This window comes from Streptomyces sp. NPDC048416, from assembly GCF_043200435.1.
Classification (GTDB): Bacteria; Actinomycetota; Actinomycetes; order Streptomycetales; family Streptomycetaceae; genus Streptomyces.
This window is the reverse complement of record NZ_JBICXU010000011.1, coordinates 146,312-158,242: the sequence shown is the minus strand read 5'-3', so window position 1 is coordinate 158,242 and position 11,931 is coordinate 146,312. Positions and strand designations below refer to the sequence as shown.

The 11,931-nt window shown below is 73.4% G+C and carries 10 protein-coding genes; 1 reads left to right on the top strand and 9 read right to left on the bottom strand.

All coding sequences use genetic code 11. The features are described from left to right. Positions 1–2: 2 nt before the first annotated feature. The 4 genes from ACGFW5_RS17005 to fmt all read right to left on the bottom strand — a co-directional run bounded on the left by ACGFW5_RS17005 (position 3) and on the right by fmt (position 4,545). Positions 3–1,052 carry a sugar-binding transcriptional regulator gene (locus tag ACGFW5_RS17005; protein WP_393835082.1) on the bottom strand — a complete coding sequence of 350 codons (1,050 nt, stop codon included), beginning with the start codon at positions 1,050–1,052 and terminating at the stop codon, positions 3–5. Between the two features lie 91 nt (positions 1,053–1,143). Next, on the bottom strand, positions 1,144–1,827 hold the full coding sequence (gene rpe / locus ACGFW5_RS17000) for a ribulose-phosphate 3-epimerase (protein ID WP_393835006.1): 684 nt from the start codon (positions 1,825–1,827) through the stop codon (positions 1,144–1,146). Positions 1,828–2,104: 277 nt separating this feature from the next. Then, entirely contained in the window at positions 2,105–3,562 is a 1,458-nt protein-coding gene (locus tag ACGFW5_RS16995) for an RsmB/NOP family class I SAM-dependent RNA methyltransferase (RefSeq protein ID WP_393835005.1), read from the bottom strand. Between the two features lie 38 nt (positions 3,563–3,600). Continuing rightward, positions 3,601–4,545: a methionyl-tRNA formyltransferase gene (fmt, locus tag ACGFW5_RS16990; RefSeq protein WP_393835004.1), complete on the bottom strand. Its 945-nt coding sequence runs from the start codon at positions 4,543–4,545 to the stop codon at positions 3,601–3,603. A 338-nt stretch (positions 4,546–4,883) separates the two neighbouring features. Here fmt and ACGFW5_RS16985 point away from each other — a divergent pair, with 338 nt between their 5' ends. Continuing rightward, entirely contained in the window at positions 4,884–5,432 is a 549-nt protein-coding gene (locus tag ACGFW5_RS16985) for a hypothetical protein (RefSeq protein WP_393835003.1), read from the top strand. Positions 5,433–5,612: 180 nt separating this feature from the next. On the opposite strand, the gene ACGFW5_RS16980 is transcribed toward ACGFW5_RS16985, so the two are convergent. The 5 genes from ACGFW5_RS16980 to rpoZ all read right to left on the bottom strand — a co-directional run bounded on the left by ACGFW5_RS16980 (position 5,613) and on the right by rpoZ (position 11,903). Continuing rightward, positions 5,613–7,760, bottom strand: a complete 2,148-nt coding sequence (locus ACGFW5_RS16980; protein ID WP_393835002.1) for a primosomal protein N' — start codon at positions 7,758–7,760, stop codon at positions 5,613–5,615. Between the two features lie 87 nt (positions 7,761–7,847). Continuing rightward, a complete protein-coding gene (locus tag ACGFW5_RS16975; RefSeq protein ID WP_393835001.1) occupies positions 7,848–8,390 on the bottom strand; it encodes a GNAT family N-acetyltransferase in 543 nt (180 codons plus the stop codon). A gap of 421 nt (positions 8,391–8,811) precedes the next feature. After that, the gene (metK, locus tag ACGFW5_RS16970) at positions 8,812–10,020 is read right to left on the bottom strand and encodes a methionine adenosyltransferase (protein WP_393835000.1); all 1,209 of its coding nucleotides are present in this window, start codon (positions 10,018–10,020) and stop codon (positions 8,812–8,814) included. Positions 10,021–10,272: 252 nt separating this feature from the next. Next, complete coding sequence (gene coaBC, locus ACGFW5_RS16965; RefSeq protein WP_393834999.1) at positions 10,273–11,505, bottom strand: bifunctional phosphopantothenoylcysteine decarboxylase/phosphopantothenate--cysteine ligase CoaBC; 1,233 nt, start codon at positions 11,503–11,505, stop codon at positions 10,273–10,275. A 125-nt stretch (positions 11,506–11,630) separates the two neighbouring features. Then, positions 11,631–11,903, bottom strand: a complete 273-nt coding sequence (rpoZ, locus tag ACGFW5_RS16960; RefSeq protein ID WP_005319902.1) for a DNA-directed RNA polymerase subunit omega — start codon at positions 11,901–11,903, stop codon at positions 11,631–11,633. Positions 11,904–11,931 lie beyond the last annotated feature (28 nt).

Sequence of the window (11,931 nt, the reverse complement as noted above, 5' to 3'; positions counted from 1 at the left end):
TCTCAGACGCCGTCCGGGTCCGCGCGGTCCAGGGCGGGCCGGGGCTTGGAGCCCGTCTCGTTGAGGAGGAAGTCGGCGGCGGCGGTGTCCGTGACGAGGCTCGTGACGAGCCCCGACCGCAGGACGGCGTCGATGGCGGCGGCCTTGCGCTGACCCCCGGCGATCGCGACGACCTCCGGGATGCGGCGCAGCCGGTCCGCCTCGACGGTGATGCAGCGCTCCCCCAGGTCACGGCCGACCCGGCGGCCCTGCGCGTCGAAGAGGTGCGCGGACATCTCGGCGGCGACGCCGAGCGAGGCGTAGTGCGCCCGCTCCTCGTCGCTGAGCATGTCGTGCACGGTGGAGATGCCGGGCTCCCAGGAGCCGATGGACACCGCGGCGACGGTCACCTTGTCGAAGTACTCGAAGGCGCGGGCGATCCCGGTCTGGTTGCGCAGCGCGGCGGCCGTGGCCGGGTCGGGAAGGAGCATCGGGGCGTAGATGGGGTGGGCCTCGCCGCCGGAGACCTGGGCGGCCCGGCGCACCGCCTCGACGGAGCCCCGCTCGGCGGTGCCCGCGTCGTAGACCCCGGTCAGCTGGACGACCGTGCACGGCGGCAGCCGGTCGAGCGCGGCGGCCATGTGGATGGTGGAGCGGCCCCAGGCGAGGCCGAGCACATCGCCCTCGCTGACGAGCTCGCCGAGCAGGTCGGCGGCGACCTCGCCCAGGTTCTCCGGGTCGGGCGAGCTCTCCTCACCCTCGGCGGGCGACTCCACGACGACCGCGTGCCGCAGTCCGTAGCGGGCGCGCAGGGCGTCGGAGCGCTCCGCGTCCAGCTCGGCCGGTACGCGGATCTCGATGCGTACGAGGTCGCGTTCCAGGGCGGTCTCCAGGACCCGGGCCACCTTGAAGCGGCTCACGCCGAACTCCTCGGCGATCTGGATCTTGGACTTCCCCTCCAGGTAGAAGCGGCGGGCCATGGCCGCCGCCTGCACCAGCTCCGCGGGTCCCATCCGCAGGGCTGACCGACCCGCCGACATTGCAGACACCGCGATCTCCTCACTGCTGTTCACACTGCTGTTCACGCACCGGACTCGCTGTTCATCCTGTCAGATCCCACGGTCCTTGATCAGCCCCGGCGGGTTCCGTTCCTTCAGTGGCGGCTCAGTGCGCGCACGCCCAGGGCGCGCCAGCCGTGGTCCGCTCGGCCAGGGAGCGCAGGCCGCGCACCGCTTCGGCCGGGTTCTCGGCGCCGTAGACGGCGGAGCCGGCGACGAAGACATCGGCTCCTGCCTCCGCGCAGCGCTCGATGGTGGAGGCCGAGACGCCGCCGTCGACCTGGAGCCACAGTTCAAGTCCGTGTTTGACGATCAGCTCACGGGTCCGGCGGATCTTCGGCAGCATGATGTCGAGGAAGGACTGGCCGCCGAAGCCGGGCTCGACCGTCATGATCAGCAGCATGTCGAGCTCGGGAAGCAGGTCCTCGTAGGGCTCGATCGGGGTGGCGGGCTTCAGCGCCATCGACGCGCGGGCGCCCTTGGCCCGGATCTCGCGGGCGAGCCGTACGGGGGCGGCGGCGGCCTCCGCGTGGAAGGTGACCGAGCCGGCCCCCGCCTCCACGTACTGCGGGGCCCAGCGGTCGGGGTCCTCGATCATCAGATGGCAGTCGAGCGGCGTGTTCGTCGCCCTGCTCAGGGATTCCACGATGGGCACCCCGAGCGTGAGGTTGGGCACGAAGTGGTTGTCCATCACGTCGACGTGGAGCCAGTCGGCGCCTTCGACGGCCCTGGCCTCTTCGGCCAGCCGGGCGAAGTCCGCGGAGAGGATGCTGGGGTTGATCTGAGCCATGCCCCAAGCCTGCCATGCCCTGGGCGACTTGCCTGCCACGGTGCGGGGCGAAGCCTGACCGGATCCGGGCGAGGCGGGCGATCCTGGCGTGGGGCCGGGGTCTCGACGCATGATCGCTCGCGCGCGGGCACCACGACCGGAACCTCTTCTGCGCCCCGGCGGCGCGGTGGCGGCCGAACCGTGACGCGCCCCAACTGCCGTATGCGGGCGCGGAGTTCGAGAGGGTGGCGCTGGGTGTGCGGGAGGCGACACCCCGCGGTCGCGGGGCGCCGTCCCGTCAGGCGGTGCGCCGCAGCAGGGCCAGGTACATCGCGTCGGTGCCGTGCAGATGCGGCCACAACTGGACATCGGGGCCCTCGCCCAGGCCCGCGACGCCGGGCATCAGGGGGCGTACGTCGATCCACTCGGCCTCGACGGGCTCGGCGCCGCCGCGCCCCTTGAGGACGTCCTCGACGACGATCCGGGTCTCGGCCAGATGCGGTGAGCAGGTGGCGTACCCGACCACGCCGCCGATCCGCACCGCCGACAGGGCCTCACGCAGCAGCGAGCGCTGGAGCGGCGCGAAGCCCTCCAGGTCTTCGGGCCGCCGGCGCCAGCGTGCCTCCGGCCTGCGGCGCAGGGCGCCGAGGCCCGAGCAGGGGACATCCATCAGGACGCGGTCGAAGGACCCGGGCAGCCACGGCGGGCGGGTGCCGTCGGCCGCGATGACCTGGTACGGGCCGGGATTGCCGGCGAGCGTGCGCTCGACGAGGCGGGCCCGGTGCGGCTGCTTCTCGGAGGCGAGCAGGGTCGCGCCGCGGCCCGCGGCTAGCGCGGCCAGCAGGGCGGCCTTGCCGCCGGGGCCCGCGCAGCCGTCGAGCCACAGCTCGTCGCGGCCCTCGACGGGGGCGCCCGCGAGGGCGGCGGCCACCAGCTGGCTGCCCTCGTCCTGGACGCCCGCGCGGTTCTCGCGTACGGCGTCGAGGGCCCCGGGCTCGCCGCCCTCGGCCATCCGCACCGCATAGGGCGACCAGCGGCCGGGCAGGGCCGCCTCCTCGCCGAGCGCGTCGAGGAGTTCATCGGTGGTGGAGCGGCCCGGACGGGCGACCAGGGTCACCTCGGGCCGCTCGTTGTCGGCCTCCAGCAGGTCCTCGATGCCGGCCCGGCCGCCGCCGAGGGCGTCCCAGAGCGCGGAGACGACCCAGCGCGGATGCGAGTGGACCACGGCGAGGTGGTCCTCGGCGTCGTCCTCGTAGGAGGGCGCGACCTTCTGGAGCCAGCCGTCGAGGTCGTCCGCGGAGATCTTGCGCAGCACGGCGTTCACGAACTTGGCCCGCCCGTCGCCGAGCACCACCCGCGCCAGCTCGACACTCGCCGAGACCGCGGCGTGCGTCGGGATCCGGGTGCCGAGCAGCTGGTGGGCGCCCAGTGCCAGGACGTCGAGCACGGGCGGGTCGACCTCGCGCAGCGGCCGGTCGATGCAGGCCGCGATGATCGCGTCGTAGGTGCCCTGGCGGCGCAGCGTGCCGTAGACGAGCTCGGTGGCGAGCGCCGCGTCCCGCGCGTCGAAGTTTCCGCCCTCGCGCGCCTTGCGGAGCAGCGGGGGCAGCACGAGGTTGGCGTACGCGTCGCGCTCGTCCACGGCCCGCAGCGCCTCGAAGGCGAGGATGCGGACCGGGTCCTTCTTGGGCCGGCGGTACGGCTTGCCGGCCTTGGCCGCGTGGGGGTTCGGGCTGCGACGTGGCGAATCGTTCACGTGAAAGGTGCTCCGCGGATCAGATGGGGCGAACCCCCTCAGCGTACGTCCGCCGCCCCCACGCGCTCACCCGGGGCGATGCGCACGCCGCGGGCCCAGTCGGCCCCGCGCATCGGCTTCTTGCCCTGCGGCTGGACCCAGAGCAGTTCCACGGCGTGCGAACCGGTGCCGACGTACACGTTGTTCTTGGCGACGGAGAGCTCGCCGGGCGCGAGGTCGGTGCGGTCGGTGACGGGGGCCGCCTGGATGAGCTTGAGACGTTCGCCGCGGAACACCGTCCAGGCGCCGGGCGCGGGGGTGCAGCCGCGCACCACGCGGTCCACCCGCAGCGCGGGGGCCGCCCAGTCGACGAGCGCCATCTCCACGGTGATCTTCGGGGCGAGCGAGATCCCGTCGGCGGGCTGCGGAACGGCCTTAAGGGAGCCGTCCTCGATGCCGTCCATGGTCGCGGCGAGCAGACCGGCGCCCGCGAACGCGAGCCGGGTCAGCAGGTCGCCGCTGGTGTCCGTGGGCCGGACCTCCTCGGTGACCGTCCCGTACACCGGCCCCGAGTCCAGGCCCTCCTCGATCAGGAAGGTGGCGGCGCCGGTGATCTCGTCGCCCGCCATGACCGCGTGCTGCACGGGCGCGGCGCCGCGCCAGGCGGGCAGCAGCGAGAAGTGCAGATTGACCCAGCCCCGTGCCGGAACGTCGAGCGCGACCTTGGGCAGCAGCGCGCCATAGGCGACGACCGGGCAGCAGTCGGGCGCGATCGCGCGCAGCCGGGCCAGGAACTGCTCGTCCCGCGGCTTCGCGGGCTTGAGCACCTCGATGCCCGCCTCCTCGGCGCGCTCGGCGACCGGGCTCGCCACCAGCCTGCGGCCACGCCCGGCGGGTGCGTCGGGCCGGGTGACGACCGCGGCGACCTCGTGCCGGCCGGAGGCGATCAGGGCGTCCAGGGCGGGGACGGCGACCTCGGGGGTGCCTGCGAAGACGAGCTTCACTGGGAGTTACCTCGCTTTGTCGAGAGCAGCGTCTCAGTCTATGGGCCCCGGGCGGCGGGCGTACGCACAGGTGTCCCGCGCTGCCCGCGCCCCCGGCGAGGGCCGACCGGCAGGGGCGCATGACGGCTCGTGCGCCCTGTGCATATGCCCATACGCCCCCGCAGCGTGACCACAACAGCCGGTAGCGCGTTGGTCAAGAGAGATTGACCTGACCGGGCCGCTTGTGCGGCCCGCGCGCTTTCCGCACCCGCACCACGTCAACACGGCACAACTTGGCATCACGCAGTATCAGTACCGTTTTCACCCTCCCTTTCATCGCCGGTTCGAGAGGCTTGCTCATGGCCGACCACGCAACCCACGACGCCCAAGCGCGGGCCAGCCTGCACCTGTTGGTGCGGGACATCGAGCGGGTCCGCCGGCAGGTGGACGCACTGCGCACCCTCACCGCGCAGCTGGGCAACGTCTACCGCCCGCGCCGCTCCGGTCCCTCCACGGGCTTCGTCGTGTACGGGCGGGCCCCGGCGCCGACCGTGCGGCTCGCCCAGGAGCTGCGGGACAGCGTCGAGACCCTGGTGACCGCCGCCGTGGACTTCGACCGCTCCCTCGGCTTCTCCTGGGACGCGGTGGGCTCCGCGCTCGGCGTCACCAAGCAGGCGGTGCACCGCCGTTACGGGTCCCGCCGGACGACCGCCCAGACCTCGGGCCAGGCCGACGCCGAGCGTCCGGCCGAGACCGCGGTGACCCGCACGCTGCCGCCGCTGCCCCCGATGTCCCCCATGCCCGCCGTCCCCGCCGCCCGTTCGATGCCCCCCCAGCCGACGGCGAGCAGCCACGCCCTTCGCGAGGAGGTCCGCACCAGCGCGTTCCCCGGTCCCCGCAACGGCTGACCCGCTTCCGCCCTTTCGTGCCCTCGCGTCCGTACGTACCGCGGGGGCACAGCCGTGTCCGCCGCACCGCGGGGACGCGCACCATGTGCGGCGTGCCGCAGAGGCACCGCCGGGTCCGCCCCACCGCAGGGGGCGCACACCATGTGCGGCGTGCCGCAGGGCACCGCCGGGTTCCGGCGGTCAGCCGATGTCCGGCGGGTCGATCCTGATGCGCACCGGGTCGCCGCCGCCGCGGGCGAGCCGTGCGGCCTGGGCGGCCTTGAGGGCGGCGGCCAGCGCCGCGCCGCTGCCCGGCGGCACCCGCACCAGCGCCCGCTCCCACTGCTCCCCCGCCGGGGGATCACCGGGTCTGCGCGGCCTGCCGGGGTCGGCGACCGGCAGCGGGACGGGGCCCAACACCTGCGCGTCGGGCGGCAGTTGGGCCGCCCGCAGAAAGGCATCGACCGCCTCGGGGCGGCCGATGGCCTCGGCCATCCGCGAGACCGGCGGAAAACCGAGCTCGGCCCGCTCGGCCAGTTCGCGCAGGGCGTGGCCGACCGGATCCCAGCGCACCAGCGCCTGCACGGGACGCAGGGTGGGCTCGGCGACCACGACCACCGTGCCGCCCTCCTCCTGGCCCCGCACCAGCGAGGCCGCCCCGATCCAGCGCCGCAGGGCCTCCTCGCCCGCCCTCAGGTCGGGCCGGCCGAGCATGGCCCAGCCGTCGAGGAGCAGCGCGGCCGCGTAGCCGCCGTCGGCGACCGGCTCGGCGCCCGGCGTGGACACCACGAGCGCGGGCTGTCCCGGCACACTGTCCAGGACGTGGTCCCGCCCCGAGGTGCGCACCGGCACCGCCGGGAAGGCGCGGCCCAGTTCCTCCGCGGTCCGCCGGGCGCCGACGATCTGGGCGCGCAGCCGGTGCGCGCCGCACTCGGCGCAGTGCCAGTCGGCCTCCGCCGTCCCGCACCACGCGCACCGCAGCGCCCGCTCGTCCGGCGCCTCCAGTGGGCCCGCGCACCGGCCGCACCGGGCCGGCGTACGGCAGCGCGCACAGGCGAGCCGCGGCGCGTACCCCCGCCTCGGCACCTGCACGAGCACGGGACCGCTCTTCAGGCCCTCGCGTACGGCCTGCCAGGCGAGGCTCGGCAGCCGGGCGGCCCGGGCCGCCTCGTCACGCGCCAGTTCCCCGTCGCCGACGGTGCGTACGAGGGGGGCGGCGGCGCGTGCCACCGTCCGGTCCGCGACGAGCGGGGCGGCCCATCCGCTCTGCACGAGCTGGGCGGCCTCGACGGTGCAGCTCGTACTGCCCAGCAGGAAGGCGCACTTGTCGTGCGCGGCCCGCAGTTCAAGCACTTCCCGTACGTGCGGAAACGGCGCGTTGTCGTCGCTGTGGCTGGAGTCGCCGTCCTCCCACACCACGACGAGCCCCAGGTTCGCCACGGGGGCGAACATCGCCGCGCGGGTGCCGACCACGGCCCGCACCGCGCCCCGGCACACCGCGAGCCACTGCCGGTAGCGCCGCTCGGGGCCCGACTCGGCGGTCAGCAGGGCGTGCCTTCCCTCGCCGAGCAGCGCGGTCAGCGCCGCGTCCACCCGGCTCGCGCTGCGCCCGTCCGGGACGACGACGAGGGCGCCGCGGCCCGAGGCGAGAGTGGCCCCGACGGCCCGCGCGATCTCCTGGGCCCAGTGGGGCCCCGGCAGCGCGGTCCACACCGCCCTGGGCGATCCGCCGCTCCCCAACGCCCGTACGAAGGCGGGCCCTTGCTGATATCGCTCCCAGGTCCCGGGCTCCGGCTCGGCCGGCGGCGCGGGCGGCTCGGGCGACGGCTTGGCCTCGGCCCTGGCGTTCCTCGGCGGGACCGCGAGTTGCAGCACATCGGCGAGACTGCCCGCGTACCGGTCGGCCACTGCTCTGGCCAGCGACAGCGTGTCCGCGCTGAGCACCCGCTCGGGCGAGACGACACTGGCGAGCGCGGCCAGCGGGCCGGAGTAGTCGGAGTCGGCACGGCGCTCGACGAGGAACCCGTCGATCAGGCCGCCGCCCTCGCGCCGGCCGCCCCGCACATTGCGCGCGCCCGCGCCGAAACGGACCCGGACCCGCACACCCGGCTGGGCCTCGCCGTCCAGCTCCTCGGGGACCGCGTAGTCGAAGAACTGGTCAAGGTGCAGCACGCCCTTGTTCACCACGACCCGGGCGACCGGCAGCTCCTTGGCGAGCGCCGCCCCCCGCCACGTCCGCGGCTTGGCCTTGGGCACCTTGGCCTTGCGCACCGTCTCCCGAATGAGCGCAAGCTGCTCCGGCCCGGCGCCCTCGGCGCCCCCGCCCTGCCGTTCGTTCTCGCTGCTCACAGCCAAATTCCTACCAGACGGGACTGACAACGCGGCGCGCCCCGATGACAGGCTCCCGTCGCGGCCCGCCCGGCAGGAGACTCGTCCTCAGAGGGGCGTGAGGATCATGAGGACTTCGTCGCGGTCGTCGCCCCGGCCGAAGCGCAGCGCGCCAGGCCACCGGCCGGTCTCCTGCCAGCCCAGGCGGCCGTAGAAGTCCTCAAGTCCGGCGCCGCCGCGTGCGGCCAGGCGGAGCTGTTCGAGTCCCATCTCGTCACGCGCGATGTCCCGTGCATGACGCATGAGGGCCGCGCCGATGCCACGGCCCCGCAGGCCGGTCCGCGTCTGGACGTGGTGGAGCGTCCCCCAGTGCGCTATGAGCTCGAAGGGGTCGCGCCGGACGTTCAGCCATCCCGCGAGAGCGCCGTCGAGCGACGCGGCCACGAGCCGGCTCGTGGTGGGGGCAAGCCCCGCGACGAGGGAATCGACCACGGGCGCGACCTCGCCCGCGTCGACGGGCGGGAAGGGGAACCCCGCCGCCCCGCCGGCGTTGGTGACCTCGACCCAGCACTCGACGAGCGCTCGCCTCAGCTCCGCAGTGACGTCGCCCGGGGCCGTGATCTGTCGCAGGTGGAGGGTTCCGTGGTCCATGGCCCCGATTTTCGCACCGGCCACTGACAGCGCCCGTGCCCGCGACGGCGACCGTACCCGCACGCGCGAGGGCCCCGCCTGCGACGACGCCCGTACAGCACGCGCAAAGGCCCCACTCGCAACGGCGCCCGACAGGCACGCGCTAGGACCCACCCCGCCCGCGACGACGACGGCCGTACACGCACGCGCCAGGCTGCGCCGCGACGACGACGGCCGTACGTACACGCACGCGCGAGGCCCCGCCGCGACGATAACGGCCGTACAGGCACGCACAAGGGCCCCGCCCGCGACGACGCCCGTACAAGGCACGCGCAAAGGCCCCGCCCACGACGGCGGCGGCCGTTCACGCACGCGCGAGGGCCCCGGACCGATGGCCGTCGATGGCCGGTCCGGGGCCCCCGCAAGGGCGTTGCTGTCGTGCCTAGAGCCCCGCGGCCTCGCGCAGCGCGTCCACGCGGTCCTTGCGCTCCCACGTGAAGTCGTCCAGCTCACGGCCGAAGTGACCGTACGCCGCGGTCTGGGCGTAGATCGGGCGGAGCAGGTCGAGGTCGCGGATGATCGCGGCCGGACGGAGGTCGAAGACCTGCGTGATGGCCGTCTCGATCTTCTCGTTGTCGATCGTGTTCGTGCCGAACGTCTCGACGAACAGGCCCACCGGCTCGGCCTTGCCGATCGCGTACGCGACCTGGACCTCGCAGCGCGCGGCGAGACCCGCGGCCACCACGTTCTTGGCGACCCAGCGCATCGCGTAGGCGGCCGAGCGGTCCACCTTCGACGGGTCCTTGCCGGAGAAGGCGCCTCCGCCGTGGCGGGCCATGCCGCCATACGTGTCGATGATGATCTTGCGGCCGGTCAGGCCGGCGTCGCCCATCGGGCCGCCGATCTCGAAGCGGCCGGTCGGGTTGACCAGCAGGCGGTAGGCGTCGGTGTCCAGCTTGATGCCGTCCTCGACGAGCTGCTTGAGGACGTGCTCCACGACGAACTCGCGGATGTCGGGGGCGAGCAGCGACTCCAGGTCGATGTCGCTCGCGTGCTGCGTGGAGACGACGACCGTGTCGAGACGGACGGCCTTGTCGCCGTCGTACTCGATGGTGACCTGGGTCTTGCCGTCCGGGCGCAGGTAGGGGATGGTGCCGTTCTTGCGGACCTCGGTGAGGCGGCGCGAGAGCCGGTGCGCCAGGTGGATCGGCAGCGGCATCAGCTCGGGCGTCTCGTCGCAGGCGTAGCCGAACATCAGGCCCTGGTCGCCCGCGCCCTGCTTGTCGAGCTCGTCCTCATCGCCCTCGACCCGCTTCTCGTACGCGGTGTCGACACCCTGGGCGATGTCCGGGGACTGGGCGCCGATGGACACCGACACGCCGCAGGAGGCGCCGTCGAAGCCCTTCTTGGAGGAGTCGTATCCGATTTCGAGGATCTTGTCGCGGACCAGCTGCGCGATCGGCGCGTAGGCCTTGGTCGTGACCTCACCGGCCACGTGCACCTGGCCCGTGGTGATAAGGGTCTCCACGGCAACGCGAGAAGTCGGGTCCTCGCGCAGGAGCGCGTCGAGGATCGTGTCGCTGATCTGGTCAGCGATCTTGTCGGGGTGACCTTCGGTCACAGACTCCGAGGTGAAGAGACGACGGGACACAACGCTCCCTGGGGTTGCAGCGGCTGCTGGCTGATCATGGTAGGTCGCGCCGGGAGCTGCGCCCGGCGGCGTTCCGTGGACCAGTTTATCGGTCGGTTGTGTTCGATGGACCAGGTGTCTCGCTCCGTGGAGTCCGAAGATCTCCGGATCCGGCCGTCGTGACGTGCGACGAAGGCCCGGGACGGGGCCCCGCGCGGGCTCTGGGGCATGGCCGGAGACCGGTCCCGGGGGTTCGGGACCGGCTCGAACAAGCTAGTCGCGGTCCAGGGAAGTGTCACCGGATTGTCCGAAACGGCGGCCCACGAGATCCCACACCGTGTCGGCCAGGGCCTCCTTGGGGCCGTGCGGCACCGGGGTCTCGGAGCCGTCGGCGCCCAGGACGACCGCCTCGTTCTCCTCCGAGCCGAACGTTTTGCGCTCGCCGACCTCGTTGACGACGAGCAGGTCGCAGCCCTTGCGCCGGAGCTTGAGGCGGCCGTTGGCCAGTACGTCGTCGGTCTCGGCGGCGAAGCCGACGACCAGCCGGCCGGGACGGGTCCGGTCGGCCGAGATCTCGGCCAGGATGTCCGGGTTGCGGACCAGGGCGAGCGGGGCCGGTTCCTCGCCGTCCTTCTTCTTGATCTTCCCGGCGGCGTACGCCTCGGGGCGGAAGTCGGCGACGGCGGCCGCCATGACCACGGCGTCGGCGTCCGCTGCGGCCTTCAGGACGGCTTCGCGCAGCTGTACGGCGGTGCCGACGCGCACGATGTCCGCGCCCGCCGGGTCCGGCAGTCCGGTGTTCGCCTCGATCAGGGTGACCCTGGCCCCCCGGGCGACGGCGGTCCTGGCGAGTGCGTACCCCTGCTTGCCGGAGGAGCGGTTGCCGAGGTAGCGCACGGGGTCGAGCGGCTCGCGCGTGCCGCCCGCGCTGATCACGAAGTGCCGCCCCGCGAGGTCCTGCTCGGTGCTTCCCCGAGCCAGCACGCGGCGGCACACCTCGAACAGCTCGCCCGGGTCGGGCAGCCGGCCCTTGCCGGTGTCGACGCCGGTGAGGCGCCCCACGGCCGGCTCGATGACGACGGCGCCCCGGCGGCGCAGTGTGGCCACGTTCTCCTGCGTCGCGGGGTGCTCCCACATCTCGGTGTGCATGGCGGGTGCGAAGACGACGGGACAGCGCGCGGTGAGCAGCGTGTTGGTCAGCAGGTCGTCGGCGAGCCCGTGCGCGGCCTTGGCCAGCATGTCGGCGGTGGCCGGGGCCACGATCACCAGGTCGGCGCCCTGGCCGATCCGTACATGCGGCACCTCGTGGACGTCCGACCACACCTCGGTCGAGACGGGGTGACCGGAGAGCGCCGACCAGGTGGCCGCCCCGACGAAGTGGAGCGCCGACTGGGTCGGCACCACCCGGACGTCGTGCCCCGACTCGGTCAGCCGGCGCAGTAGTTCGCACGCCTTGTAGGCGGCGATGCCGCCGCTGACCCCCAGAACGACCTTCGGCTTGGCCATCAAAAAACTCGCCTCTCCCCGCGCGCTGTCATCTTCGGACTGCGTGTGTGTACCCATGACACACCACAGGCCCGGCAGTCGCGCTGCCGGGCCTGTGGTGGAACGTCTGTCGCCTACACGGCTGCCTACTGGGCGGGGCCCTCGATGGCCTCGGAGGTCAGCAGGCCCGCGTTGATCTCGCGCAGTGCGATCGAGAGCGGCTTCTCGTGGACGTGGGTGTCCACCAGCGGGCCGACGTACTCAAGAAGACCCTCACCGAGCTGCGAGTAGTACGCGTTGATCTGGCGGGCACGCTTGGCCGCGTAGATCACCAGGCTGTACTTCGAGTCGGTTGCCTCAAGGAGCTCATCAATCGGAGGGTTGATGATGCCCTCGGGCGCGGTAATGGAAGAGGACACTCTTGGCCTTCCGATGGGGATCGAAGAT

Coding starts and splice junctions, on each gene's coding strand:
- rpe (WP_393835006.1), bottom strand. CDS start 1,827: ATGGCTCAGATCAACCCCAGCATCCTCTCCGCGGACTTCGCCCGGCTG.
- ACGFW5_RS16985 (WP_393835003.1), top strand. CDS start 4,884: ATGGCCGACCACGCAACCCACGACGCCCAAGCGCGGGCCAGCCTGCAC.
- ACGFW5_RS16975 (WP_393835001.1), bottom strand. CDS start 8,390: ATGGACCACGGAACCCTCCACCTGCGACAGATCACGGCCCCGGGCGAC.
- coaBC (WP_393834999.1), bottom strand. CDS start 11,505: ATGGCCAAGCCGAAGGTCGTTCTGGGGGTCAGCGGCGGCATCGCCGCC.